The organism is Caballeronia sp. LZ033 (genome assembly GCF_031451265.1).
Lineage (GTDB): Bacteria > Pseudomonadota > Gammaproteobacteria > Burkholderiales > Burkholderiaceae > Caballeronia.
Window position 1 is genome coordinate 2,038,119 of sequence record NZ_JARUXQ010000001.1, and the last position, 25,565, is coordinate 2,063,683.

A 25,565-nucleotide genomic window follows, 5' to 3' on the forward strand; every position below is an offset into this window, starting at 1 on the left:
TGAACAGCGCGGTGGAAGGATGCCTCGGGCCGTTTACGCGCCCGGGATCGTTTCCTTGAACTTGCCGTAGGCCATCAGCTTGTCGAAGCGGCGTTCACGCAGTTCGCTCGCGCTCATGCCCTGGAACTGGCGCAGGGAATCGGCGAGTCCGCGGCGCAGCAGCGCGGCCATGCCCTTCGGATCGCGATGCGCGCCGCCGAGCGGTTCGTTGATGATCTTGTCGATCAGACCGAGCGCCTTCAGGCGATGCGCGGTGAGACCGAGCGCCTCGGCCGCTTCCGGCGCCTTGGCCGCGCTCTTCCAGAGGATCGACGCGCAGCCTTCCGGCGAGATCACCGAATAGGTGGAGAACTGCAGCATCATGACGACGTCCGCGACGGCCACGGCCAGCGCGCCGCCCGAACCGCCCTCGCCGATAATCGTGGTGATGATCGGCGTCTTGAGTTCGGCCATCACATACAGATTGCGGCCGATGGCTTCCGACTGGCCACGCTCTTCCGCGCCGATGCCCGGATACGCGCCCGGCGTATCGACGAAGGTGAAGATGGGCAGATTGAACTTCTCGGCCGTGCGCATCAGGCGCTCGGCCTTGCGATAGCCTTCCGGACGCGGCATGCCGAAGTTGCGCAGCGCGCGCTCCTTCGTGTCGCGGCCCTTCTGATGGCCGATCACCATGCACGGCTGGCCATTGAAACGCGCGAAGCCGCCGACGATCGCGAGATCGTCCGCGAAAGCGCGGTCGCCATGCAGTTCGTGGAAGTCGGTGAACAGCTCGCTGACATAGTCCAGCGTGTACGGACGCTGCGGATGACGCGCGATTTGCGACACCTGCCAGGGCGACAGGTTCTGGTAGAGATCCTTCGTGAGCTGCTGGCTCTTCTTCGACAGCCGCTCGATTTCTTCCGAAATATCGACAGCGGAATCGTCCTGAACGAAGCGGAGTTCTTCGATCTTCGCTTCGAGTTCAGCGATCGGCTGCTCGAAATCCAGAAACGTGGTCTTCATGTGTTCGAGTCCTGGGAAACATCGGGCAGCGCGTATTCTAACCGCGTCCGTCCCTCTAAAATTCGCGCGGGAACTATCGATTATAAAGCAACGATAGTCCGCCCTTGCGCGCCTGCCACGCACGCCCCTGCGCGCGTCCTTGAGTCGTAGCTTGCGTCGGGTCTAGTGATCGGCCGGAATCGGATTGAGGCTGCGCCACATGTACCAGGTCGCGACCGTGCGCCACGGCTCCCAGTTGGCCGCCACTTCGCGCGCCTCGCTGCGCGTGACCGGTTCGCCGCTGAAATAGTTGACGCTGATCGCCTGGATCAGGCCGAGGTCGTCGAGCGGCAGCACGTCCGGGCGCGACAGGTTGAAGATCAGGAACATCTCCGCCGTCCAGCGGCCGATGCCGCGAATCTGCGTGAGCTCGGCGATCACGGCTTCGTCGTCCATCGAGGTCCATGCGTCGACGTGCAGCGCGCCGTTCTCGAAATGCTGCGCGAGATCGAGAATGTATTCGGCCTTGCGCCGCGACAGGCCGCACGCCTGCAACTTGTCATGGCCGAGCCGGATGAAGCGCGCGGGATGAATCTCCGGACACGCGGTCTTCACGCGTTCCCAGATGGCCTGCGCGGCTTTCGTCGAGATCTGCTGGCCCGCGACGGAACGGGCGAGCGTCGAGAACGGATCGCCCAGATTCACGAGATGAATCTCGCCGAACTTCGGGATCAGTTTCTTGAGAATGCGGTCGCGCTTCATCAGATCCGCACACGCGCGATCCCAGTAGTCGGGACGCACGGCTTCGCGCGTGAGACCGCCGATCTGCACCGGTTTCACCGCGTCGGCGGTGACGACGTGCGACTTGCGGACGATCTCGCCCTCGCGCGCATCCGGCACGAGCGCCTGCGCGTGCGCATCGTCCGCGGCGCGGCCGTTGGTCTTCGCAGCGCGCGCGTTAGCTGAGGCGCCATTCGGGCGTGCGGTCTTCGCGGCGCGCGTCACATCGATAGTTGGCTTGCCGCCGTCCGCGCGCTTGAGGGCGCTCTTGCGGCCGTTCACCGCGCCCGCGCCGTCGATCTTTCGCGTGTCCGCTGCAGCCTGACCTTCCACGTGTGTTTCCGTTCGCGCGACGCGCGTGCGCTTCATTGCGCGCGGCGTGTCGCTAACAGACGCGGGTCGTTTGACCGGCGTCTTCCTGGCCGTTGCCATCGTGCCTCCTGCCTGGTGAGTCGATCAGAGGGTTCGAAGGTCCGCGTTCAGACGCGGCGCCATTCGGTCGACCCACCCGGTTTGTCTTCAAGGGCAATACCGGCTTCGAGCAATTCAGCGCGAATCCGGTCTGCTTCGGCATAGTTCTTCGCCTGCTTGGCGGCGACGCGCCCGGCGATCTTCGCTTCGATCTCCTGCGGCGTCAGTCCCGGCGCCTCGCCGGTCCCCGCGGCCTGCTGCAGGAACACCCGCGGCTCGCGCACGAGCAGGCCGAGCACGCCGGCGAGACCCTTCAGCTGACGCGCGGACGCCGCATCGCGCGAGCGGTTCACCTGGCTCGCGAGATCGAACAGCACGGATACCGCCAGCGGCGTGTTGAAGTCATCGTTCATTGCTGACTGGAAACGCTGCGCGTTCGGCTCGTTCCAGTCAAGGGGCTGATCGTCCGGCTCGACATCCTTCAACGCCGTATACAGCCTCGTGAGTCCGTTGCGGGCGTCGTCGATGTGCACGTCGCTGTAGTTCAGCGGCGAACGATAGTGTGCCCGTGCAATAAAGAAGCGCACCACTTCGGCGTCGAATTTCTTCAGCACTTCGCGGATCGTGAAGAAGTTGCCGAGCGACTTCGACATCTTCTCGTTGTCGATCTGCACGTAGCCGTTGTGCATCCAGTAGTTCACGAAGGTCTTGCCCGTCGCGCCTTCGCTCTGCGCAATCTCGTTCTCGTGATGCGGGAACTGCAGGTCCTGACCGCCGCCGTGGATGTCGAACTGGTCGCCGAGCAGCGTGCAGCCCATCGCCGAACATTCGATGTGCCAGCCCGGACGGCCGCGGCCCCAGCGCGAGTCCCAGCCGGAATCGGCGGGTTCGTCCGCCTTCGCCTGCTTCCACAGCACGAAGTCGAGCGGGTCTTCCTTCGCATCGTTCGCGGCGACGCGCTCGCCGGCGCGCAGGTCTTCGATCGACTTGCCGGACAGCTTGCCGTAGTCGGCGAACTTGCGCACCGCGAAGTTCACGTCGCCGTCCTTCGCCTGGTACGCATAGCCGTTCGACTGCAATGCATCGATCATGCCGAGCATCTGCGGAATGTAGTCGGTCGCACGCGGCTCGAGGTCCGGACGCGCGACGCCGAGCGCCGCCGCGTCTTCATGCATGGCCTCGATGAAACGATGCGTGAGCGCCTTGATGGGCTCGTTGTTCTCCACGGCGCGCCGAATGATCTTGTCGTCGATGTCCGTGATGTTCTGCACGTACGTGACCTTGTAGCCGAGCGCGCGCAGCCAGCGCTGCACGATGTCGAACACCACCATCACGCGCGCGTGTCCGATGTGACAGTAGTCATACACCGTCATTCCGCAGACATACATGCGCACCTCGCCGGCGCGAAGCGGCGTGAAGGTTTGCTTGTCACGGGCGAGCGTGTTGTAGATGCGCAGCGAGTTCATAGATGGCAAAACGTAGAACGGAAACCACCGTGTGCCGGGTAAAAGCGGCGTGCACGGATGCGGCGTGTTCGGGGAGCGACGAGACCCACACGCGAGCGCGAACACGACGGTCATGCGACCTGGACGGACACGGCCACGAGTGGCAAAGGAAAGTCTGGACTCGGCGCCGCATGCACTGCTCGCGGGAACGAACCCGGAGACAAGAGGCAAGACGCGTGCGCGGGACGTGCAGACCTTTTGTTAGAATGGGTCGGAGTATAACACCGGGACTTGAGCCTATGAAAACCCCAGGCGGCCGGACAGCGGGCCTTGCAAGGCGCGTTCCGGGCCGGGCGCAAAGCCCGTTCGAAGCATCCGCCGAAGGGATTGTTTCAGGCTCCGTCACGGTCCGTGCGCCGAAGCTGCCGCCGGTTTTTTCGTTGCACGCTTTCGCCGCTTTCCGGCATCCTTCGCAGCATCAATCATTGAATCGATCCCAAGTGACTCATCGCTCAGCGCGCATGTCTTCGCCACTTTCCCGCCGGCGCCTGCCCGGGACCCTCAGCGCATTCGCGGCGCGCTCGCTCGCCGTGCTCGCGCTCTGCATCGGCGCCTCGGGCGCCGCGTTCGCGCAGACCTCACCCGCCACGCGCGACGATACGCCGCAAATCGACTCGGCCATTGCAAACAAGGACTGGAGCGCGGCGCTCACGCAACTCGATGCGCGCATCGCGAGCCATCCGCGCGACGTCCAGGCGAAGTTCAAGCGCGCCACCGTGCTCGCCCGCCTGAACCGCGACGACGACGCCATCGCCGCATTCACCGAACTCACGCAGGCTTATCCCGAATTGCCGGAGCCGTACAACAACCTGGCCGCGCTCTATGCGAAGAAAGGCCGCTATGACGACGCGCGCGTGGCGCTCGAAACCGCGGTGAAGGCCAACCCCGGCTATGCGCTCGCCTACGACAATCTCGGCGATCTGTATTTGCGGCTCGCGAGCGAGTCGTACAAGCGCGCGCAGACGCTCGGCTCGAAGAGCCCGCTCACGGCCCGGCGCATCGCGGCCATCCAGAACATCTATACGCCGCCGGCGCGCAAGCGCGGGGCAGAGGCCGCGGCGGCATCGGGCGCTTCGGGCGCGGCAGCGGCGCGCGGCGCGGACGAATGGGCGCCCGCTTCAGGGACAACCTCGGGAAGCAGCCCGACGTCGACGGTGCCCTCGCCCGACGATTACTCGCCCTTCGGCGGCCCGAGCAGCCCGCTGCCGAGCACGCCCTACATCGCGCCGAGCACGCGGCCTTGAGCGCACGGCACTGAGCCACGACACTGAGCCACGGCACTGAGCCACGACACTGAGCAGACGAAGCCGGTCACGCGCCGGTTCGGCATCCGGCGCGGCGCGCGGTAAGCTGTCGCCTCGCGGCGCGGTTCCGGCAAGCTTCCGGCGCGCTCGCTTCGCAATCCGGCTGTCGCGGCTGACGCATTGCATTCACCACACGAGGATCGATCCTTCATGAAATTCCTGATGCTGGCGCTTTCGAGCGCTGCCCTGATCGCGAGCGCGCCGTCGTTCGCCCAGCCCAACGCACAGGCAGCGCACCCCACCGTGCTCCTCAAGACCACGCAAGGCGACATCAAGGTCGAGCTGTATCCGGAAAAGGCGCCGAAGACCGTCGCGAACTTTCTGAGCTACGTGAAGTCCGGTCAATACAGCGGCACGATCTTTCATCGCGTGATTCCGGGCTTCATGATCCAGGGCGGCGGCTTCAGCACGAGTTTTGCTGAGAAGCCGACGCGCGCGCCGATCCCGCTCGAAAGCAAGAACGGCCTGAAGAACCTGACGGGCACCATCGCGATGGCGCGCACCAGCGACCCGAATTCGGCCACGGCCCAGTTCTTCATCAATACGGTCGATAATGCGGGTCTCGACTACCCGAGCCCGGATGGCAACGGCTATGCCGTGTTCGGCAAGGTCGTGGCCGGGATGGATGTCGTGAAGAAGATCGAAGGAAGCCCGACCACCACGCGCGGTCCGATGCAGGACGTGCCGCAGAAGCCGACCGTCATCGAATCGGCGAGCGTGGTCTCGCAGTAATCCGCAACGCCCTTCGCGTCCGTGGCGCCGTCATGATTCAAGCCGCGCCACGGCCCCAATCAACACACTGGAACACTGGAGAACACAATCATGGTCGAACTGCATACGAACCACGGCGTCATCAAGATCGAACTGGACGCCGAGAAGGCGCCGAAGTCGGTGGAAAACTTCCTCAACTACGTGAAGAAGGGACACTACGACAACACCGTGTTCCACCGCGTGATCGACGGCTTCATGATTCAGGGCGGCGGCTTCGAGCCGGGCATGAAGCAGAAGCCGACCGACGCGCCGATCACCAACGAAGCCAACAACGGCCTCTCGAACGACAACTACACGGTCGCGATGGCCCGCACGAACGACCCGCACTCGGCCACCGCGCAGTTCTTCATCAACGTGAAGGACAACGACTTCCTGAACCACTCGTCGCCGACGCCGCAAGGCTGGGGCTACACCGTGTTCGGCCGCGTGGTCGAGGGCATGGACGTGGTCGACAAGATCAAGAAGGTGAAGACCGGCTCGAAGGGTTTCCATCAGGACGTGCCGGCGGACGACGTGGTGATCGAGAAGGCCGTGGTGGTCTGATCGCGGTCACTGCATGATCGCTACGAACGCGTCATTCGATCGCAACGCGCCGGGTGCGGCGAAACAGCCGCGCCCGCTGTTTTTCATTTCCGACCTGCACTTGAGCGAGGCGCTGCCGAACACGGTCACGGCGTTCGAGCATTTCGTCGAGGTCACCGCGAACGAGGCGGATTCCGTCTTCATTCTTGGCGACCTGTTCGAATTCTGGATCGGCGACGACATCCTCGATGCGCCCTCGTCCCACCCGCGCGCGGCCTTCGCGCGCCGCATGACGCGGCTGATGCATACGCTGTCGGAACGCGGCATCGGGCTGTATGTGATGCACGGCAACCGCGACTTCCTGCTCGGTCCGCGTTTCATGAAGGACGCCGGCGCGATGCTGCTGCCCGAGCCGTTCGTCATTACGGGCTTCGGCAAGCGCATCGTGCTCGCGCATGGCGATGGACTCTGCACCGCCGATCGCGGCTACCAGGCCTTCCGCGCGCTCGCGCGCAACCGTATCGCGCAACGCCTGTTTCTCGCGTTGCCGCTGGAGACGCGCATGGGCATCGGCCAGCGCATGCGCACGAAGAGCACGCAGCGCGAAGGCGGCCGCATGGCGGGCGCCGCGCCCAAATACGACGTCACGAAGAAGGCCGTCTCCGAGCTGTTCATCGGGAGCCACACGCATACGCTGATTCACGGGCACACGCACCGCCCGGCGATGCATCGCGAGGTCGAGGGCGTGCGCTGGGTGCTGCCCGACTGGGAGCTCGATGTCGCGGCGCCGCGCGGCGGCTATCTGCGTCTGGACGAACAGGGCCTGCGCGCGCTGCCGCTGTAACGGGTCAGCGGGCGGTGTCCGCCGTTTGCGCGGCGGCGCTGGTCTTGCCGTCCATCGACGTGCACAGGCGCTTGAGATCGATGAGCGCCGCGCCGTCCGCCGGATTCAGCGCTTCCATGCGCGCGCCGAGCCGCTCCAGCGCCGCGACCATCTCGTCGATGCGCTGGGTCTGCGTCGAGGCGTGATCGATCAGGCCGTGGATGGCGAGGGACATGGGATCGTCGGCGTTCGGTGTGATGCCGTAGGCGCAGAAGCCGCTGCGCGCCGGCGCTTCGGCCGGTTTTTTGCCGACCGCCGGCATCACGATGCGCGCCGGATTGCCGACCGCCGTGCCGCCTGCCGGCACCGGCTTCACCACCACGGCATTCGAGCCGATCTTCGCCTCCGCACCCACCGTAAAGCCGCCGAGCACCTTCGCCCCAGCCCCGACGATCACGCCGCGTTCGAGTGTCGGATGACGCTTCGCGCCGCGTGTGAGCGAGGTGCCGCCGAGCGTCACGCCCTGGTAGATGGTGCAGTCGTCGCCGATTTCGGCGGTTTCGCCGATCACGACGCCCATGCCGTGATCGATGAACACGCGCCGGCCGAGCGTCGCGCCTGGATGGATTTCGATGCCGGTAAGAAAGCGCGCGACCTGCGACACGAAGCGCGCGAGCCAGCGCCATTGGCCGCGCCAGCACGCGTGCGCGAACCGATGCAGCACGATGGCGTGCAACCCGGGATAGCAAGTCACGACTTCCCATGCGCTGCGGGCGGCGGGATCGCGCTCGCGGATGGCGGCGATGTCTTCGCGAAGTCGGTCGAACATGGCGAGGTCTCGATTGAGGGACAGGGGCAAGGACGGAGCCAGCGCCGTTCCGTGCGGCGGTTGCCTGCATAGCACGGAACGCGCAAAGCTTATATCGGCTCGGGCCGTTTTCCGGCGATTGTAGGACGAGCGCGCCGAGTCTGCCGCGATGCCCACGATGCGAATGCGGTCGGCCCCCGTCGCTCGCTCACCCCTTGCGATCCTTCCCCGCCTGCAGCAGCACGTGCTTGGCGATGCCGCGCAGGATGTTGACTTCCTCGTGCTCCAGCCCGGAGCGCGCGAACATCCGCCGCACGCGCGACATCAGCTTCTTCGGGTTGGCCGGATCGAGAAACGCCAGCGCGACGAGCGCTTCTTCGAGATGCGCATACATTCCCTCGATTTCTTCGCTCGACGCGCCCTGCCCCGCCGTTTCGACGAGCGCGAGCGGGCTGGCAGGCGCCTGGAACGCGAGACGCAGTTCGTACGCCAGCACCTGCACGGCCTGCGCGAGATTGAGCGAGCTGTAGGCCGGATTGGCCGGGATGTGGGCGAGCGCGCTGCAGCGTTCGACGTCGGCATTCGAGAGCCCGGTGCGCTCGTTGCCGAACACGAGCGCGATGTCGCCGTGCCGCACGAATTCGTGAACGCGCTCGGCCAGCGCGCGCGGCGGCATCTGCGGCGGACCGTATTCGCGAGTGCGCGCCGTCAGCGCGGCCGACCAGCGGACGCCCGTGAGCGCATCGGCGAGCGTGTCGACGACGTGCGCGGAGGCGAGCACGTCATCGGCGCCGGAGGCCATTGCGATGGCTTCCGGCGTGTTCTTCACGTCCGCGACGCGCGGTGCGACGAGCACGAGGCGCGCGAAACCCATGGTCTTGAGCGCGCGCGCGGCCGCGCCGACATTGCCCGGATGACTCGGTTCGACGAGGACGAAGCGGGTGGAGGTGAAGCCTCCGGCGGGCGGGAGTAGATCGTTGGTGTCCAAGGCGCGGTTCGTGCTGAGTAAGCTGAGGAAAAGCTGGAATTGGAGCGTTCGAGCCCGCTATGTTAACGCGGATTTGACGGCCGACCGCCCCGCGCGCCTCATGACGCAACCGGCACGCGGCCCGTCGCCGGGTTTCAGGTAAAATGGCGCCCTCGCGCGTCGTGAATGGCGGCCGGATTCACTCCGGACTGTCTTGCGGCCGCCTCGCTCTTATTCAATTCGTCTTTCGTCGACAGTCGTTGTCGCCAACTTTTTCGCCTGCGCGTGGGTTCGAACGCGCCGGCGGCCAGAGGATTTCGCTCATGCATCCGATGCTCAATATCGCTGTCAAGGCCGCGCGCCGCGCCGGACAGATCATCAACCGCGCGTCGCTGGACCTGGACCGCATCCAGATCAGCAAGAAACAGCACAACGACTTCGTGACGGAAGTCGACAAGGCGTCCGAAGCCGCGATCATCGAGACGCTGACCACCGCCTATCCCGATCACTCCATCCTCGCCGAAGAATCCGGCGAAACCGAGCGCGAATCCGAGTTCCAGTGGATCATCGACCCGCTCGACGGCACCACCAACTTCATCCACGGCTTCCAGTATTACTGCGTATCGATTGCGCTCGCGCACAAGGGCGTGGTGCAGCAGGCGGTCGTCTACGATCCGACCCGCAACGACCTGTTCACCGCCTCGCGCGGCCGCGGCGCGTATCTGAACGAGCGCCGGATTCGCGTCGGCAAGCTGGACCGGCTGTCGGACGCGCTGGTCGGCACGGGCTTCCCGTTCCGCGACGGCCAGGGCCTCAACGCCTACATGCGCATGTTCAGCGAAATGACGCTGTCGTGCGCGGGCCTGCGCCGTCCGGGCGCGGCGGCGCTGGACCTCGCGAACGTCGCGGCGGGCCGGCTCGACGGTTTCTTCGAGCAGGGCATCCATCCGTGGGACGTCGCGGCGGGCAGCCTGATCGTAACCGAAGCGGGCGGCCTGGTCGGCAATTACACGGGCGAATCGGACTTCCTGTTCAAGAACGAGATCGTCGCGGCGAACCCGAAGGTCTACGCGCAGATGATCAAGATCCTCGACATGTACTCGCGCACGCGCCTGACCGGCGAATAAGCCGTACGCAGGGCGCGCCCCGCTTTTCCCGCACGTTTGCGCACGTTTGCGCACGCGCGCCGGGTCTGCATCGATCGCGGGGCTCCGTTACGATGCACTCTTTTGCCCCGGCCGCCTCTCTCGATGCGCGTCCCGTCCGCGCCGGGCTTCGGGACCGCGCGCCGAGCCTGCCATCGAGCCCGTCATGAAAAAAGGCTTCTACACGATCATCGCCGCGCAGTTCGTCTCGTCGCTCGCCGACAATGCGCTCCTGATCGCCGCCATCGCCATGCTCGCCGTCGTGCAGTCGGCGCCCTGGGTCACGCCGCTGCTGCAGATCTTCTTCACCGTTTCCTACGTGGTGCTCGCCCCCTTCGTCGGCGCCTTCGCGGACGCCCTCCAGAAGCGCCACGTCATGTTCATCTCGAACGCGCTGAAGGCGGCCGGCTGCGCGCTGATGATCGCGGGCGTGCATCCGATGATCGCGTACGGCGTCGTGGGTCTCGGCGCGGCGGCTTATTCGCCCGCGAAATACGGCATCCTCACCGAACTCCTGCCGCCGCAGAAACTGATCGCGGCCAATGCGTGGCTCGAATCGGCGACGGTCGGCTCGACGATCCTCGGCACCGTGATCGGCGGCGCGCTCGTGAGCCAGGTGGTCACGCACTGGGTGGCGCAGGCGCACCTGCCCTTCGTGCGCACCGCGGCGCACGCCGCGCTGTTCACCGTGATGCTGATCTATGCGTCGGCGGCGGCGATCAACGCGTTCATTCCCGATACCGGCGCGCGCTATCCGAACCTGCTGAACCAGCCGACCCGTCTCGTGCATGACTTCTCGCACTGCTTCAAGGTGCTGTGGAAAGACCGGCTCGCACAGATCGCGCTGTGGGTCACGACGCTGCTGTGGGGCGCCGCCGTCACGCTGCAACTGCTGGTGCTCAAGTGGGCCGACGCGAACCTCGGCCTGTCGCTGTCGAAGGCGGCCGTGCTGCAGGGCATCACGGGCGTGGGCATCGCGCTCGGGGCGGCGGCGGCATCCGCGTGGATCGTGCTGCGCCAGTCGCTGAAAGTGCTGCCGGTGGGCGTGCTGATCGGTGCGGTATCGGTGGCGATGGCCTTCTACAACAAGGACCTGTTTCCGGCCGGCGCGGGCGTGCATATCGGGCCGTGGTTCGCGCCCGCCTACATCCTGATGGCCTATCCGCTGATGATCGCGCTGGGCGGCCTGTCGGGCTTCTTCATCGTGCCGATGAACGCGATCCTGCAACATCGCGGCGCCACCCTGCTGTCGGCGGGACATTCCATCGCGGTGCAGAACTTCAACCAGAATCTCGCCGTCCTGGCGATGCTCGGCGCCTACGCGCTGCTGCTGACCATCCAGGTGCCGGTGCAGTGGATCATCGTCGTCTTTGGCCTGTTCGTCTGCCTGATGATGGCGCTCGCGATGCGCCGCCACGCCCGCAACGATCGCGAAGTGGATCTGGGCGCGATGGTCGAGGAATGATCCTTGCTGCTTCGATGAATCTGGATTCGCCGGCCCCGCGCGCAACCGGTTGACAAGCCTGCGCGGGGTAGCAAACGAACGGTCGTCAGGCTGTTGAGATAAATCGTGGCAGGCGGCGAATCCGGCGCTAATCTTATTCGGCAACGTCAATAAAGGAGCAAGGAAATGGGATTGTTCACACGTTCGACGCTCGACAGCAAAATCAATGGCGCAGCCAACGTCGGCGAGCGCGCGGTGCGCGGTGCAAGCGACGCGGTCGATACGGCCAGCAGCCAGTTGCGCAGCCTGCTCGATGATCTGGAAAGCTCGATTCACGGCGCGAAGGACATCGACGCCGACAAGCTGCGGCGCGACCTGCAAGCCAAGCTGAAGTCCGCGCGCTCGCAGATGAATGGCGCGAGCAACGTGTTCTCGGGCAAGCTCGGCGACGCAGCCGGCTATGCCGATGAATTCGTGCATGACAAGCCTTGGCACACGCTGGGGGCAGTGGCGGGACTCGCGCTGCTGGTGGGATTCCTGGCCGCGCGTGCGTAATGCAGTCCGCACCTCGTTGATGGCCGCGGGGACGATGCGCTTCGTCCCTGCCTCTCCTTGCTTGCTGCGACCTGCTCGCGTTCCTTCCGCGTTCCATCCAGGCATGCCTTCGCCTTCCGGCTGCAAACATCGCTAGGCCATCCGGCCGACTCCGCCCGTTCTTCCCAACAGGTTAAACTCATGCCCTGTCGCTGGTAACCGGTCTTCACTGGTCACCATCGCCGTTATCCGCCGTCCGCGGCGGGCGCACGTTGCGTCCGGCCGTCGGCACGTTCCGGCTTTCACAGCACGCATGATGGGCAATCACACGGCAACTCCCGACTCCTCCAGCGAAACCGCCACGGCTGCGGACCTGTCGCAACACACGCCGATGATGCAGCAGTATCAGTGTCCACACACTCAATAACTATAAAACGTTATAAAAATCAACAAGTTACAGTACACGTTTAAGCCGAAAATTTCGTCATTTTCCAGAGATTTTCCGGTTTGAGATATAAAAGACGGCCTGGTAGGAAGCCGATGCTCACCACATACCCTGACGTCTTCTCAGTGTCTGTGACTCAAACTGTGTAAGTCACTGCTCGCGACGTGAGCGAACGCGTTGCCTGAAATGCAGTCTGTGCATCCACGAGTCGACGAATCGTGATTTGCTGAACCCCAAGTCAGAATAAGCGTTAAGTCCGTTAATCAACGACCATAGACGCGCCTCGTTGTCGTGAATCATGCCTGAGAGCCGCCGCAGCCTCCCCGTGAGTTGCTCTGGGTCCATCCCCTTGTGATGTTCTATGACAACGAAGAACGCGCCGCGAAAAGCACGCAGGCTTTCGTACGCAAAGGCGACCTCGCCGGCAAACTGCGCGCCGAGCAGCCCGACTTTGCCCGGGTCGCTGTCGAATACCGGGTCCGTGGGCATCGGGATTGGGTACAGGGGCAGCGGCTCCTTCTTCTCAGCGCGCTGGAGCAAATCGGCGAACAGCGCCTTAAGCAGGGGGAACGCTTCAGCGTGCGACCTGAGTTCACCTGCGATAGCACTTGCCCACCCTGTGCTATCAAGGTGTCGGCGGTACTGCTCAGCTACGAAGTTGCTCGCATAAGCCACTGTGACTGCCGCCCCTGCTGCAATAACCGCTGCCACAACCGTTACACCGCCATCTGCCATGCCGCACCCCATGTGATTGTTGTCGGCGACAGTGTACGGCGCGCGCAAATGAAAAGGCTGCTCCGTGGAGCGGACCTTTCGGAGCGCGCATCAGCATCCAATCATGGTTAAATGCTCGTGAAATCGAGCGTAACGACTCTTGCGATTGATTTGACGAACATAGAACGTCGGCATGACTGTGCTTGAGAGGCGAATCGAGTGCCAGCATGACAACTCGACGCTATTGAGACGTCTACTCATGCTAGATTGCTCGTTAAATCGAGCGTAATGCTTATTGTGATTGATTTAACGAACATGAAAGTTGACCAAGCAGCTGCACTTCCGAAATATCTTCATGAGCAGAGCCGACAGCTCGGTGAGTTGTTGAGCCGGCTGCGCATCGCGCGCGGTGTCAAGCAGACTGAAGCAGCTGCGCGAGCTGGATTGTCGCGCAACACTATTTACCGGCTAGAGCATGGAGACCCCGGGCTCGCGGTAGGCCAGATTTTGCGCTACCTCGAAGCCGTCGCGCCAGGGACGACGCTAGAACATCTGTACGCGCAGAAAGACCCCGCCCTACTCGCGCAAGCTGCTCGTGAACGAAGAACTCGCGTGCGCAGCTTGAGCAAAGCTGAACTCGACGAACTGAACTTCTGAAGCCGAATGCCTCGCAAGTCCCGCAGTGTCGTGCGCAAAGAAAAAAGCCGCCCCATAGGGCGGCCTTGGCTCACTTACTCCCAAGGGTAGTAAATGAATTGGTTGCGCTCACGAAGCGCGGCTTTGAAAGTCTTTGGGACGGGGCCTTTTGGAGCGTTTTTCACCAGTTCATCGGGCAAGTGATGCACCGCTGTACGGAAATGAATGTCAGCCTGCTTGTCAAAGCCCGGCGGCGCTGAGAAGTTCGTGGCCGAGAATGTCGCCAAGCCAGTGATGAAATGCACCATCGACGGCTCGACACAGAGAAGCGTCAGCGGCATCAAGTCGTCGTCTTCGCAGGGGAACTGCATCGTGTGAGCGCCCTTATCCGTCTTGATTTCGAGACTGTACTCGTCAAGGGCGAATACAGCGGCGGCAATGGTCGCTGGATGAGTAGTTGCGAGAAGGCGCTGTTCGCCTTTATACAAATCGCCAACATACGCGCCGGACGTGTTTTTGTAAAAGAGCAGTGTCAACATATTCAGTACGTCACCCCAATCAAATTGTGTTTTTCAGCACGCGAGTTAACGACACGCTTTAACAAATTCTTGAGAGCAAAAAATTGGGGCATGAAACTCCCGGCTGCACGTGCGACGGCCCTAACTCGGCCGTTTCGTCTTATATTATGTGCTCGAAGAAACAGAATAGTAGGATGGGGCTGCGGTGAGACGAGGCACAAAAATCATCACAATCGTAAGCGCAGCGGTTGCGCTTGCTGCCGGATTTGTACCCGCTGTGAGCAGCTACTCAGGTTGCTGGGCGCGACACACAGCGTGGACCGAAGACCATGCAGAAATCGCTCGATTGAACAGCGGCGCGATGACGCTGCAACAGATGTCGGACCGAGCGTTGCTCACATTGCACGCGGAGAATCAATACGGCGCCAAGCCAGAGCCCGACTGCAATCCAGCCGGTCCATCAGGCGAATGGGCATGGCTCGCGCTCGGCGTCTTCATAGTCTTGTTTCTCGGCACACATCTCGCATGGCTGCTTGCACGCGCCTATAACAAAGCGATGGACCGGCTTTCGTAAAACTATGACCTACGCGCTTTACATCTTCGGAGCGCTAGTAGCAGCTAGCTTCGTCTTTCCGCGATTCAATGAGCGGCGCAAAGACCGGCTGATTCGCAGCGTTATTGGATTCGACAGAATCTGCAGGCTTGCCGACATCAGCGAGAAAGACCTTTGATACAACATTGTCGGAGAGCATCGCATTCATGGCGTATTCGGCTCCACCGGCTGGGTGCAGTTCTACGTTCTGCAGTTCTCGTACCACTGTGCGTAGTGCCATGCCCAGGCACCGACCGGCAATGGCTATTACTACTTGAGCCAGAAAATCGAACTTTGCGCGAAGTCGAACGGCACGGCGCTCGAAGACGAAATTGCCCAAGGCATCCTTCGCATCAAGAATGGGGTCGCTGAAGACGGGAAGTGGTTCTACAGCTGACCGCACGTGCCCTGCTCCGCTGGCGCTTGTTACCAGCCGAGAAGCGCACGTAGACGCTCAATGAGCCAATCCATCTCTACGACCGTGACCCAGCCTTTTTTCTGCAGCGCATTGCGCATCCGTTGCAGCGTCACGTCACTGCTGTTCTCCGGGTACTTTGCCGCGTCAGCTAAAGCTTTGTGGACAAGCTGCTGCGCGAGGTCTTCGCACAAATCCCAACGCTCGAAGCGCTCTTCCGGCGTTTGGCCGACGACAAATTTGCCGTCAATCAGCCGGCCGGCGAGTTTCATCTGCGCACCAGAGAGCGACGCCGGGGTGACGTCTCGCGGAAAATCGTCGGGGACATCGCTCAGCATGATGCCGCCTCAAGAATTGTTCGGGCGATAGTGACGACGTCATCCCCAATAACAAACGGCACAGGCGGAAGGTCGATGCGGTGCTGCGTGCTATGTACGCTCGCGTAAGCAAAGCCATCTTTGCACTGAACCGCAACACGCAGCGACGCGCGCACTTGTGACTCGGCCGGCCCCTCAAGGCGCACCTCAGATACAAAAATCGTGAAGGCACTCGCGACCGGGAAAGGTCCACGAGGCTCGGGTTTGCTTAGCGCGCTACGTGCTGCGGGCCATCGGGGCTCGCCGAGGGACAGCTTCGTCCCTTCGCAGACTATCTGCATCGAGTCGCCGGAGCCATCACCGAGAGTCACGGTGACATTTGTCTGCAGCAGCCCGTCGACTTTGTATGAGAGTTCTGTTTCCCCGGGTTGAAGCGGTCGCCCTACTCGCAGCTTTTTTCTGTATGAAAGCACGCTATCTCGGTCCAGCGTCAGCTCACCAGCCGCGAGCAGCTGATAAACCTGAGACTCACTCAAATGCAAGACTTCTGCAGCTTCAGCTTCGGTAAAGAAACTCATCCGCGCTCCGTCCGTTTTCCGGTCTGTGACGTTAATTGCACTTCATCATGCTAGCATATGCGCAACTTTCTTCTCAAAATTCATGGTTTTCCCACCCTTTGTTGTGTCATGCAACTAAGTTTGAAATATTCACATCCTTTTTAGACATTGGTTCGAACGGCTCGCGAGGTGAAATGATGTATCGAAGTTCGACGACTTTTTGTGTGAGATTCGAGCTGAACACTGGTGCGGGTCCGCGCCTGAAATTAGGTGAGTCGAAAGTTGCTATTAACAGCGCGAGTGTCTCGGAGACGTTGTTTATGAAAGCCGTTGCGGCGCTGAGCGAGCGCAAGTGCTCGGATATAAGCCACACGCTTTTCTTACTTTATATGGGCCGCCTGCACGCTGAAATTTCAGAGCCAGACGCAGCAGATTTGGGGTTTTCGTCCGGATTTGTGTTTGCAGGTAGCCTGCTCGAAACCTGCTTGAAAGTACCGTACGCGACGCTGGTCGTAACGACATTCGAGACTCAGTCTGCTGAAGATGCCACTGACTGAGCGCGTAGAGAGCGCGATTGAGAAGCGCGGCGGCGTTGTCATACTCCGCTCAGACGTGGCACATCTGGGAAGTGCTACGCAGGTCACACGGGTGCTCGCAAAACTTGTCGCCGACGGCCGACTGGTGCGCGTGAGCATCGGAGTCTATGCAAAGACGCGCATCAACAAATTCACGGGCAAGCTGGCGCCGGCGGCACCCTTTGAGACAATCGCTGCTGAGACTTTTCGCAGACTTGGCATTGCGATAACGCCAGGGCGCCTCGCGCGTGACTACAATGCAGGCAAAACAACGCAGGTCCCCGTGGACGGAGCCGTTGACACAGGCAAGCGACGCATCACGCGCAAAATTCAGGTCGGCAGCAAGGTGGTCAAGTACGAGCGGTGAGCGCGATTTTTCAACGTTGAAAAATGCAATGCGCCTCATCAAAAACGCCTCAGTTTTGGGCGGCAATGTAGCGCTCTGCCACTCGTCGGTCGACGACCAACTCCCCCTCAGCACCCTCTTTCACTGCAAGTTTTCCTGCGTCGATGACGCTGCGATGCAGGTAATACAGGGAGACGTCGAGCCTGTCCGCGACCTCTGCGACTGTCATCACAGCAGGCACCTCCGGCAGCACTGGCATGCCGTGACGAGCGAACAGTTGCAGGTACACGCGATAGCGCCCATCTTGCGGCTCAGTCGCACCAGTCCGCTCGCAGTACCGTAATGTCGCGGCCACCGCATGCATCTCGGCGTCGTACCGCTTCAGACCGCCGTCGTACTCCATGATAGCCATTCGCTCGAGCAAGAACTCGTCGGCATCACTGCAATCAATGGATTCGAGGATAACGTCCATGCCCACATAGTACTGTATAAAAACCCAGCATTCTCGTATTCTCAGTTGACGCATAGCCGGTTGACAGCAGAAAACCCCTGCAGCTCGTCGAAGGGCCGCTCAGGCCCGTCCAACAAGCCTCCCTCACGTTTTCGTGCCAACGGTAATGGAGCCCTGCGTCGTAGGCCTTGAACTCTACTGAAATGTTCCGCTTGTTCAGCTACCGACAAAACGGCTCGCTTAATCCACGTGCCAGTTCCATATTTCAATATTTATTGAAATATGGAAATTATCAGCGTAACATCCTTTCGCATGGAAACGAACCTCGTCGTACGCGCCCTGGGCGCACTAGCTCATGACTCCCGCCTCGCAATCTTCCGAGCGCTCGTCGTTGCAGGACCGAACGGTATGCCTGCGGGAGAAATCGCTCAGCAGGTGGGCGTCTCGCCGTCGGGCCTCAGCTTTCACTTGAAAGACCTGACGCACGCAGACTTGGTCCGCCCAAGGCAGGAAGGTCGATTCATCTTCTATTCAGCGAATTTCGAGTCCATGAATGGGCTCATCGGTTATCTGACCGTAAACTGCTGCGCAGGCGATGCATGCAGCATCGCCCCTACGCTGCAATGCTGCGGAGACGAAAAATGAAGCGCATGCATATCCACATCGCAGTCGATGACCTCTACGTGAGCACCCAGTTCTACTCGGCAATGTTCGGCGTCGGCCCGCTGGTCGAGAAAGACGACTATCGGAAATGGGAGCTCGATGACCCAAGCGTGAATTTTGCAATTTCGAAGCGAGGCGTAAGGCCCGGCATCGACCATCTGGGTTTGCAGGTCGAAACGGATGAGGAGCTTGCCGAAATGCGGGCGCGCTTCGCTTCGGCCGAGCTGCCGGCAATGGACCAAACTGCTACGACCTGCTGCTACGCGAAGTCGGATAAGTCGTGGACAGTCGACCCGCAGGGTGTGGCATGGGAAACGTTCCGTACCCTAGAAGCGGCACCGACCTACGGCCAGTCACGTCATGACGTTCAGCCTAAGTCGCCCGCGTGCTGCCCGCCTGCTCCGTCGACATTCTCATTTAGGAGCCGAGCTTGAGCAGCCTAGGACGTTCAGCCAACAGCAGCGCGGCTTCGGTCATCGGATTCTTCGAGCGCTATCTGACCGTCTGGGTCGCACTCTGTATTGTTGCGGGCATTGCGCTGGGTCATTGGTTGCCAGCAATGTTCGAAGCTATCGGGTGCATGGAAGTCGCGCACGTCAATATTCCGGTCGGCGTGCTCATCTGGGTCATGATTGTGCCGATGCTGCTGAAAATCGACTTCGGTGCCATGTCTCAAGTTCGAGAGCACTGGCGTGGCATCGGCGTGACGCTTGTCGTGAACTGGCTCGTAAAGCCGTTCTCGATGGCAATCCTAGGGTGGATTTTCGTTCGCCACCTCTTCGCGCCTTATCTGCCATCCAATCAACTTGATAGTTACGTTGCTGGCCTGATTCTGCTTGCAGCGGCTCCATGCACGGCGATGGTCTTCGTATGGTCACAGCTCTGCAAAGGCGACCCGTACTTCACGCTGTCGCAAGTGGCGTTGAACGACGCCATCATGATTGTCGCCTTCGCTCCACTTGTGGCACTGCTGCTCGGGCTGTCGGCAATCACGGTCCCATGGGACACCCTCTTTACCTCGGTCGGTCTGTACATTGTCATTCCGGTCGTTATCGCTCAGGTCTTGCGTCGACAACTGCTCGCTCGAGGTGAAGCCCACTTCAAGCAGGTTGTCGGAAGGCTCGGCCCATACTCCATCTGCGCGCTGCTCCTGACTCTGGTGCTGCTCTTCGCCTTCCAGGGCCAAGCAATCGTCAGCGAGCCGTTGGTCATTGCGATGCTGGCAGTGCCGATTCTCATCCAGGTCTTCCTGAACTCTGCCCTCGCTTACCTGCTGAACCGTCGACTCGGCGTCGCGCACTGCGTGGCCGGCCCGTCTAGTCTGATTGGGGCGAGCAACTTTTTCGAGCTGGCCGTGGCCACTGCAATCAGCCTCTTCGGATTTCAGTCCGGCGCAGCGCTCGCAACGGTGGTAGGCGTGCTGATTGAGGTGCCGGTCATGCTGCTAGTTGTCGCGGTAGTGACCCGCTCGCAGCGCTGGTACGAAACACGAACGTTTTAAGAGTAAACAATGAACGTCACCATCTATCACAATCCGGCGTGCGGCACGTCGAGGAATGTGCTGGCCATGATTCGGAACGCGGGAATCGAGCCGGAAGTCATTGAGTATCTTGAACATCCTCCTACCCGAGAACAGCTGAAATCGATGATTGCGTCTGCCGGTATGTCGGTTCGCGCGGCGCTCCGTGAAAAAGGCACGCCGTACGCCGAACTTGGACTCGAGAACGAGGCGCTGACTGAGGAGCAGTTGCTCGATGCCATGATGGCGCATCCCATCCTCATAAACCGCCCCTTCGTCCTATCGCCGCTTGGCGTTCGGCTCTGTCGGCCGTCGGAAACTGTGTTGGACATCCTCCCCTCTGAGCAACGCGGCGAGTTCACGAAGGAAGACGGTCAAAAAATCGTCGATGCATCGGGCCAGAGGGTGCGCTGATGATTGCGACGCTCCCGAACATCGTTGCATCGGTCCTCGACACGCCCGACCTGAAGAAGCTCGAACCGCACAAGATATCGGCGCACCCGCCACGCATCCTGTTGCTTTATGGCTCGCTGCGGCCCACCTCGTACAGCAAGCTGCTCACGCTCGAAGCCGAGCGCATCCTTCAAAGCTTTGGCGCAGAGACACGGGTGTTCGACCCAGCGTGCTTGCCGCTGGCTGATAGCGTTCCTGCTGACCACCCGAAGGTTGCGGAGCTTCGCGAACTCTCATTCTGGTCGGAAGGCCAGGTCTGGTGCAGCCCTGAGCGCCATGGAGCACTTACGGGCGTATTCAAGAACCAGATTGACTGGTTGCCTCTAGAGACGGGGAGCATCCGCCCGACGCAGGGTCGCACACTTGCTGTGATGCAGGTGTCTGGTGGAAGCCAATCGTTTAACGCGGTCAACGCACTACGTGTGCTCGGCCGATGGATGCGCATGGTGACCATCCCGAATCAGAGTTCGGTCGCGAAGGCGTTTCAGGAGTTCGACGAGAACGGTCGAATGAGGCCCTCGGGATATTACGACCGAGTGGTTGACGTTATGGAGGAGCTGTACAAATTTACGCTCCTCGTCCGCGACCGCTCCGACTACCTGAGCGACCGCTACAGCGAAAGAAAAGAAAGGGCTCCGGCGGCAATCGCCGCTCTCACCGACGCCGCGATGAACCATGAGCGAGATAGGGAAAACTCTGACACAGACCAGGGCGAAGTCGAGTAACGACGCGAAGCCCTCGCAGGCGTGGGCGACTTGGGCACTAGCGATTGCGCAGTTGGTCTCGTGGGGCTCCGTCTACTATTCATTCTCGCTCCTCGTCGTTCCGATGGAACAAACGGTGGGCTGGAGCCGCACAGCGACCAACGCAGCACTCTCGCTCGGTCTACTCGTCTCTGGCTTCGCAGCCTATCCCATCGGGAAATGGATTGACCACGGGCTCGGCCGACGAGTGATGGCAGTCGGGTCAGTCGTTGCCGCAGCGATGCTGGTTTTGTGGGCAACAACCTCGTCCCTCATCGTGGTGTTCGTTGCCTGGGTCGGCCTTGGTCTGTCAATGGCGGCGACGTTTTACGACCCGCTGTTCGCGGTGCTGACGCATCGATATCCGGCGAGCTACAAAAGCAAAATCACGCTCGTGACGCTCGTTGCAGGATTTGCGAGCACGGTCTTTATCCCGCTGACGCAATTTCTCGTCGGCGCTGCTGGATGGCGGTCTGCGCTGGTTGCGCTCGCCGCTGGCAATCTGCTCGTCTGTCTGCCTATCCACCTGTTCGCCATCCGCTCGTCCCGGCTCGACCCGACGACTCACGAGACTCACCAAGAACGAAAAGTCGCGGATGCGCTTGCGAGCCGCCGTGCACTGCGCTCACCGACGTTCTGGTTCCTTGCTATCTGCCTCACCGCGTACTACTCCACGTTTGCCGCGCTGACTTTCCACCTTGTACCGTTGATGCAAGAGCGAGCCGTGTCCAACGCTGTACTCGTCACCACAATGGCACTAATTGGCCCAGCCCAAGTCGTCGCCCGCGCAGTCTGGTTTGCATTCGACCGGCACGTCAACATTTCGACCGTAGGATTTGTCGTTGTAACCTTGTTTCCAGTGTCGACGGTCATCCTGATTTGCGCTGGGCATTCAGCCTACTCGCTTTGGTTGTTCGCGCTTTGCTATGGAGCAGCCAACGGGATGATGACCATTCTCCGTGGGACCATCATTCAAGAGCTGTTGTGGACAGAAGGCTACGGTGCTATCAGCGGCATGCTTTCCTTTCCATCAAACATCGCCAAGGGCATCGCTCCAATAGCGGCAGCGACTATCTGGGGTGCCTCGCACGGCTATCCCGCCGTCGAGTGGACCGTTCTTGCGGTGTCAAGTCTGTCCCCTCTCTCGTTCTGGCTCGCGGTTCGTACATCTAGAAACTAGCAAGAGACTGCGCAGACGACATTTCCAGGCGATATGCCCTGAGACTCAGGCAACCCGGAATCTACGAAATTTGGGCAGTTCAAGAGTCGCGTCCGGGCCGGGGAACTTTCGCCGACTTCGAGCTGAGACACGCCCGCAGCGTCAATAAACACATTTCAGCGTTTGCTGTCACAGGACGAAAATTGGCGGTGATTCGTTTAATATTGGTCGGAAGATAACCCGTGCACCGTGACCGCCAGCATGACCGAAGATTCAACGCGCCCTGAAATCGCCCCGTCCACGAATCGCGGAGACCCGCCTGACTTCTCGCAAATGGAGCCAAAGCAGTTCGAGGAGCTGACCTGCGCTATCCTGGCGCATGAACCAGATGTCAAAACCGCAGACCTGTTTCACGAAGATGGCGTAGAACAGTTCGGTGCAGACTCCTATGGCGAACTCCGAGGTGAACCGGCGATAGTCGTCGCTTCATCTAAGTGCTACAAGCACGTCATTCCGAGTGAAATTAGAGACTGGTCTCACGATTTCCTAAAGCATCACGACTCCTTTTGGAAGCAACGGAATGTTCGCCGGTTCATCCTTGCCGTCGCAGCTCCGGTTCACATGCGCACGACCTCGGACGCCATATTCGAGCAAAAGAAACTCTTCTCCGAGCATGGAATGGAGTACGAGGTTTGGGGCCCGCGCCAATTTCAAGAAAAGCTAAGATTTCAACGAGCCATCGTCACGCAGTACATGAGTAACTATTGGGCCAACGTCATCTGCGGCGACGTTCCAACGGGCGCGAGCGCGGTTACTTCGGAACAGAGCGTAGTCCTCGAGATGTTGACGACAACGGTGGCACCACTTGCCGCCGCTTTAAGCACGGAAATCGACAAAAAACTTGATGCGTTAAAGGCCCGGCTGCGCGAAGAAAACCCGAGCGCTATCGTTGTAGAGCTGGAAAGGACAAGGAGTGGCGAAGCTTGGTCGCGAATCACATCGAACGTCAAAGGTAAATGCTTACGGTATCTAGCATCTGCGAAGCTTCAGGAGGGGGATATCAGCGCAGCGACGGCGTTTGCGAATGAAGCCGACGCTATCTCCGTCGAAGGTGCTCTGACCTTCAAAGCACTTTTGGCAGCTCACCAAGGTGACCAAGACGGAGCGCTTACCCTTCTCGAAAGCGCATCCGAGCCTAACGCGCTTGAGATTAAAGCAGCGTTGCTCCTCCAGGCGGGTCATCTCGACGACGCCGAGCGCATCCTTGATGAATTGCCGCTCGTCGAAGGCATTGCAAGTATCGAAGTGTCGAGGCTACGTGCCTTCCTACATCTGCTCCGTGGCAAGCGCGCCGCGGCTCTAGCCGAGATACGTCGAACAGAAATGCGCGCGCCTCGGTGGTTCATCGTCAGGCGTGCTGGCGCGGTCATTCGTTACGCAAATGCCTTATCAAAAGTCGTCGGCGAGGAACACTTCACCAATCCTTCGCCTATCGCGGCCGAACTGATTCGCCAAGATGACGCCAGCCAGGCTCTCCTCAGCGAAGCGTTGGCTACGTTTGCTAGTCTCGCAGCTGAGTCTAGAAAGTCGCCCGCAGGCTCCTTCGATGAGCTTTGGGCGCTGGCGTGCGAATGCAATCTTGTCGACGGCCTCGGTGCCGCACAAATTCGTTGTGACCGACTGCTGGACGCCGAGCCGGCTAGCCCCGAAGTAATAAGTTGGGCTCTCACGCGCGGCTTAAAATTTCAGCATGACCGCAGTCGTGAAGCCTTGCGCGTCGTGGCACACGGACCTGACAAAGACGCGGCTCATGTTCTGGCTTATAGCTGGCTTCTTACGCTCGATTCTAACGACACTGACGCGAAGGCGGTACTGCTGGCAAACAATGAGCTCTTCACAAATGAAGCGCAACGAGCTGCATATGAGGCACGCGTCGGATTTCTCGAACCACCGCCAGGACAATCCATCACTTCGTCAGCCCGAGGAAGTTCGGAAATTGAGCGTCGGATTTTCGCTATCGTCGGCGATGTTTCTCAAGGTTTGGAGTGGGACGAACTCGAGTCTCTTTTCTCTAAACTGGCTACTCGAGATGCTCGCTCCGTTGCATTGCTGGCGGCCGCGTCGCGCCTTGCTGCCGCAGGTCGTTGGCAGTTCCTTGCGAGGTACGTCCAACTGCTCATCAAGTTTGAGACGGCGTCGGCGGTGGAGCTGGCCGTACATGCTGCGTTCAACACGCATAACGCGGCCTTAGCTCTGACACTATTGCAAGCGAATCGGTTGGCTTTCCCGCGCGGAGAGCTTCCTCGAAACCTAGCAACTATCGAAGCGCATTCGCTCGCAGACCTCGGCCATCATCCCCAAGCCCTCAGGGCCGCAGACAAGCTGTCTTTGCAGTTTGACGGAGTCCGCGAGCGCATGCTGCGAGCGGATGTTCGTCTTAGAGCAGGTGATATTCGCGGTGCTCTTCCCGTCATCCGCGATGAAATATCCAAAAATGAGTTAGCTGCCGCTGATGCGCTTCGCTGGGCTCGTGTCGTCGCCCTCGAGGATAGAGAGTTAGCTCGTGATTTGCTGAAGCACGCAGGCGCAAAAGGTCTACCGGAGGAAATGGCCCTCGAAGCGCACAGCCAGGCACTTCGGCTAGGCATGGACAAAGAGGCCGTCGTTTTCGAATCAGCCATTGCAACACTGATGGCAAAGCCGAATGATGGCCTATTTAAGATGATGACCCTCGAGGAGGTTCGAGAGTTCCTTACCGCTCGCGCTCGGGCTCAAATCAATCTTCGGAACCTCTATCTGGACGGGGCGGTGCCGTTCCATGTCGCCACGCAACCCGCTGGCATTGACTTCGGTGGGCATTTTTACTTGGGTTCGGGGACATCACAGGACACCGTTGATTACCTGCCGCTTATGATTCGGCACGGCGCCCGAGCTCTCGATTTCGACACTGGCATTGCACTGGCGGACTGGCACCTGCACTTGGACGTCTCGACAATGCTGCTGGCCACGCAACTCGGGGTCCTTGAGAAAATTGAATCCGCTGTAAAGGCGGTGATAGTTCCGCAATGTATTCAAGACCAACTTATAGCCTTTGCTGACTCCTTGTCCCATGCTCAGCCGAAACAACTCAACATTGAGGCTGCTATCGTCGAAGCGCTGGAATCGCGGACTATTGGGGTTTGGACGTCATCGCAGAAGTCTGGCATCAAGCTTTTAACTGTAGGCGATGGTCCCAGCCCCGCGACATGGACGGTTGTTGCGGACGACTCGGAGTCCACGCCGGAGGGTACTCATCGGGCAACTCTAAGCAGCGTATTTGAAGGGCTCCGTCGCACAGGCCAAATTGACGCAGCGGAGTTCGAGAAGTAAGCGGCTCGCCTAGGCCGTGTGTAGAGGCGTCCGCGCCTGGGCGCAGGATTGCCTCAGGTGGAGCGGCTAGATATCTTGATGTGGTGAACTCGCTG

The 25,565-nt window shown here is 60.8% G+C and carries 29 protein-coding genes; 18 read left to right on the forward strand and 11 right to left on the reverse strand.

What is annotated here, in order from left to right:
* Positions 1-33: 33 nt before the first annotated feature.
* The 3 genes from QCE62_RS09495 to cysS form a co-directional block, all read right to left on the reverse strand.
* The gene (locus tag QCE62_RS09495; RefSeq protein WP_309916957.1) at positions 34-1,005 is read right to left on the reverse strand and encodes an acetyl-CoA carboxylase carboxyltransferase subunit alpha; all 972 of its coding nucleotides are present in this window, start codon (positions 1,003-1,005) and stop codon (positions 34-36) included.
* A 162-nt stretch (positions 1,006-1,167) separates the two neighbouring features.
* Positions 1,168-2,196, reverse strand: coding sequence for a DNA-3-methyladenine glycosylase (locus QCE62_RS09500; RefSeq protein WP_309916960.1), 1,029 nt, complete (start codon positions 2,194-2,196; stop codon positions 1,168-1,170).
* A 47-nt stretch (positions 2,197-2,243) separates the two neighbouring features.
* Positions 2,244-3,641 (reverse strand): cysteine--tRNA ligase, encoded by a 1,398-nt coding sequence (gene cysS, locus QCE62_RS09505; protein WP_309916963.1) that lies wholly within the window; start codon positions 3,639-3,641, stop codon positions 2,244-2,246.
* Positions 3,642-4,141: 500 nt separating this feature from the next.
* Here cysS and QCE62_RS09510 point away from each other — a divergent pair, with 500 nt between their 5' ends.
* The 4 genes from QCE62_RS09510 (at position 4,142) to QCE62_RS09525 (ending at position 7,121) form a co-directional block, all read left to right on the forward strand.
* Positions 4,142-4,924: a tetratricopeptide repeat protein gene (locus tag QCE62_RS09510; RefSeq protein WP_309916966.1), complete on the forward strand. Its 783-nt coding sequence runs from the start codon at positions 4,142-4,144 to the stop codon at positions 4,922-4,924.
* Positions 4,925-5,134: 210 nt separating this feature from the next.
* Positions 5,135-5,716: a peptidylprolyl isomerase gene (locus tag QCE62_RS09515; protein WP_309916969.1), complete on the forward strand. Its 582-nt coding sequence runs from the start codon at positions 5,135-5,137 to the stop codon at positions 5,714-5,716.
* Positions 5,717-5,806: 90 nt separating this feature from the next.
* On the forward strand, positions 5,807-6,298 hold the full coding sequence (locus QCE62_RS09520) for a peptidylprolyl isomerase (RefSeq protein ID WP_309916972.1): 492 nt from the start codon (positions 5,807-5,809) through the stop codon (positions 6,296-6,298).
* 13 nt (positions 6,299-6,311) lie between these two features.
* Positions 6,312-7,121 carry a UDP-2,3-diacylglucosamine diphosphatase gene (locus QCE62_RS09525; protein ID WP_309916974.1) on the forward strand — a complete coding sequence of 270 codons (810 nt, stop codon included), beginning with the start codon at positions 6,312-6,314 and terminating at the stop codon, positions 7,119-7,121.
* 4 nt (positions 7,122-7,125) lie between these two features.
* Here the strand turns inward: QCE62_RS09525 and cysE are convergent, their stop codons facing one another.
* Both cysE and QCE62_RS09535 read right to left on the reverse strand, forming a co-directional pair.
* Positions 7,126-7,929, reverse strand: a complete 804-nt coding sequence (gene cysE, locus QCE62_RS09530) for a serine O-acetyltransferase (RefSeq protein ID WP_309916976.1) — start codon at positions 7,927-7,929, stop codon at positions 7,126-7,128.
* Between the two features lie 187 nt (positions 7,930-8,116).
* The gene (locus QCE62_RS09535) at positions 8,117-8,896 is read right to left on the reverse strand and encodes an RNA methyltransferase (RefSeq protein WP_309916979.1); all 780 of its coding nucleotides are present in this window, start codon (positions 8,894-8,896) and stop codon (positions 8,117-8,119) included.
* A 302-nt stretch (positions 8,897-9,198) separates the two neighbouring features.
* Here QCE62_RS09535 and QCE62_RS09540 point away from each other — a divergent pair, with 302 nt between their 5' ends.
* The 3 genes from QCE62_RS09540 (at position 9,199) to QCE62_RS09550 (ending at position 12,019) form a co-directional block, all read left to right on the forward strand.
* Positions 9,199-10,002 carry an inositol monophosphatase family protein gene (locus QCE62_RS09540; protein WP_309808802.1) on the forward strand — a complete coding sequence of 268 codons (804 nt, stop codon included), beginning with the start codon at positions 9,199-9,201 and terminating at the stop codon, positions 10,000-10,002.
* Between the two features lie 184 nt (positions 10,003-10,186).
* A complete protein-coding gene (gene lplT, locus QCE62_RS09545) occupies positions 10,187-11,485 on the forward strand; it encodes a lysophospholipid transporter LplT (RefSeq protein WP_309916982.1) in 1,299 nt (432 codons plus the stop codon).
* Positions 11,486-11,650: 165 nt separating this feature from the next.
* Complete coding sequence (locus QCE62_RS09550) at positions 11,651-12,019, forward strand: glycine zipper domain-containing protein (protein WP_309916985.1); 369 nt, start codon at positions 11,651-11,653, stop codon at positions 12,017-12,019.
* Positions 12,020-12,593: 574 nt separating this feature from the next.
* Here QCE62_RS09550 and QCE62_RS09555 read toward each other — a convergent pair.
* Complete coding sequence (locus tag QCE62_RS09555; protein WP_309916988.1) at positions 12,594-13,178, reverse strand: hypothetical protein; 585 nt, start codon at positions 13,176-13,178, stop codon at positions 12,594-12,596.
* A gap of 294 nt (positions 13,179-13,472) precedes the next feature.
* On the opposite strand from QCE62_RS09555, the gene QCE62_RS09560 reads away from it, so the two are divergent.
* Positions 13,473-13,814, forward strand: coding sequence for a helix-turn-helix transcriptional regulator (locus QCE62_RS09560; RefSeq protein ID WP_309916991.1), 342 nt, complete (start codon positions 13,473-13,475; stop codon positions 13,812-13,814).
* 74 nt (positions 13,815-13,888) lie between these two features.
* Here QCE62_RS09560 and QCE62_RS09565 read toward each other — a convergent pair whose 3' ends face one another.
* Positions 13,889-14,332 carry a hypothetical protein gene (locus tag QCE62_RS09565; protein WP_309916995.1) on the reverse strand — a complete coding sequence of 148 codons (444 nt, stop codon included), beginning with the start codon at positions 14,330-14,332 and terminating at the stop codon, positions 13,889-13,891.
* A 340-nt stretch (positions 14,333-14,672) separates the two neighbouring features.
* Here QCE62_RS09565 and QCE62_RS09570 point away from each other — a divergent pair, with 340 nt between their 5' ends.
* On the forward strand, positions 14,673-14,885 hold the full coding sequence (locus tag QCE62_RS09570) for a hypothetical protein (protein WP_309916997.1): 213 nt from the start codon (positions 14,673-14,675) through the stop codon (positions 14,883-14,885).
* 34 nt (positions 14,886-14,919) lie between these two features.
* On the opposite strand, the gene QCE62_RS09575 is transcribed toward QCE62_RS09570, so the two are convergent.
* The 3 genes from QCE62_RS09575 to QCE62_RS09585 are packed head-to-tail and all read right to left on the reverse strand — an operon-like array spanning position 14,920 to position 16,213.
* On the reverse strand, positions 14,920-15,306 hold the full coding sequence (locus QCE62_RS09575; protein WP_309917000.1) for a hypothetical protein: 387 nt from the start codon (positions 15,304-15,306) through the stop codon (positions 14,920-14,922).
* A gap of 23 nt (positions 15,307-15,329) precedes the next feature.
* Positions 15,330-15,656 (reverse strand): hypothetical protein, encoded by a 327-nt coding sequence (locus QCE62_RS09580; RefSeq protein ID WP_309917002.1) that lies wholly within the window; start codon positions 15,654-15,656, stop codon positions 15,330-15,332.
* Positions 15,650-16,213, reverse strand: a complete 564-nt coding sequence (locus QCE62_RS09585) for a hypothetical protein (protein ID WP_309917005.1) — start codon at positions 16,211-16,213, stop codon at positions 15,650-15,652. The genes QCE62_RS09580 and QCE62_RS09585 overlap by 7 nt, the downstream gene beginning before the upstream one ends.
* A 47-nt stretch (positions 16,214-16,260) precedes the next feature.
* Here QCE62_RS09585 and QCE62_RS09590 point away from each other — a divergent pair, with 47 nt between their 5' ends.
* Both QCE62_RS09590 and QCE62_RS09595 read left to right on the forward strand, forming a co-directional pair.
* The gene (locus QCE62_RS09590; RefSeq protein WP_309917008.1) at positions 16,261-16,749 is read left to right on the forward strand and encodes a hypothetical protein; all 489 of its coding nucleotides are present in this window, start codon (positions 16,261-16,263) and stop codon (positions 16,747-16,749) included.
* Positions 16,736-17,134 carry a DUF6088 family protein gene (locus QCE62_RS09595; RefSeq protein ID WP_309917011.1) on the forward strand — a complete coding sequence of 133 codons (399 nt, stop codon included), beginning with the start codon at positions 16,736-16,738 and terminating at the stop codon, positions 17,132-17,134. Before QCE62_RS09590 ends, QCE62_RS09595 begins: the two co-directional genes overlap by 14 nt.
* Positions 17,135-17,183: 49 nt before the next feature.
* On the opposite strand, the gene QCE62_RS09600 is transcribed toward QCE62_RS09595, so the two are convergent.
* On the reverse strand, positions 17,184-17,585 hold the full coding sequence (locus QCE62_RS09600) for a hypothetical protein (protein ID WP_309917014.1): 402 nt from the start codon (positions 17,583-17,585) through the stop codon (positions 17,184-17,186).
* A 291-nt stretch (positions 17,586-17,876) separates the two neighbouring features.
* On the opposite strand from QCE62_RS09600, the gene QCE62_RS09605 reads away from it, so the two are divergent.
* The 7 genes from QCE62_RS09605 (at position 17,877) to QCE62_RS09635 (ending at position 25,470) form a co-directional block, all read left to right on the forward strand.
* Positions 17,877-18,209: a metalloregulator ArsR/SmtB family transcription factor gene (locus QCE62_RS09605; protein ID WP_309917016.1), complete on the forward strand. Its 333-nt coding sequence runs from the start codon at positions 17,877-17,879 to the stop codon at positions 18,207-18,209.
* Entirely contained in the window at positions 18,206-18,661 is a 456-nt protein-coding gene (locus QCE62_RS09610) for an ArsI/CadI family heavy metal resistance metalloenzyme (RefSeq protein WP_309917019.1), read from the forward strand. The genes QCE62_RS09605 and QCE62_RS09610 overlap by 4 nt, the downstream gene beginning before the upstream one ends.
* Positions 18,658-19,728 (forward strand): ACR3 family arsenite efflux transporter, encoded by a 1,071-nt coding sequence (gene arsB / locus QCE62_RS09615; protein WP_309917022.1) that lies wholly within the window; start codon positions 18,658-18,660, stop codon positions 19,726-19,728. The genes QCE62_RS09610 and arsB overlap by 4 nt, the downstream gene beginning before the upstream one ends.
* Positions 19,729-19,737: 9 nt before the next feature.
* Positions 19,738-20,160 (forward strand): arsenate reductase (glutaredoxin), encoded by a 423-nt coding sequence (gene arsC, locus QCE62_RS09620; RefSeq protein WP_309917025.1) that lies wholly within the window; start codon positions 19,738-19,740, stop codon positions 20,158-20,160.
* Entirely contained in the window at positions 20,160-20,924 is a 765-nt protein-coding gene (gene arsH, locus QCE62_RS09625; protein ID WP_309917028.1) for an arsenical resistance protein ArsH, read from the forward strand. The genes arsC and arsH overlap by 1 nt, the downstream gene beginning before the upstream one ends.
* The gene (locus QCE62_RS09630) at positions 20,875-22,122 is read left to right on the forward strand and encodes an MFS transporter (RefSeq protein ID WP_309917031.1); all 1,248 of its coding nucleotides are present in this window, start codon (positions 20,875-20,877) and stop codon (positions 22,120-22,122) included. Before arsH ends, QCE62_RS09630 begins: the two co-directional genes overlap by 50 nt.
* Positions 22,123-22,362: 240 nt before the next feature.
* Positions 22,363-25,470: a tetratricopeptide repeat protein gene (locus QCE62_RS09635; RefSeq protein WP_309917034.1), complete on the forward strand. Its 3,108-nt coding sequence runs from the start codon at positions 22,363-22,365 to the stop codon at positions 25,468-25,470.
* The last annotated feature ends 95 nt before the right edge of the window (positions 25,471-25,565 follow it).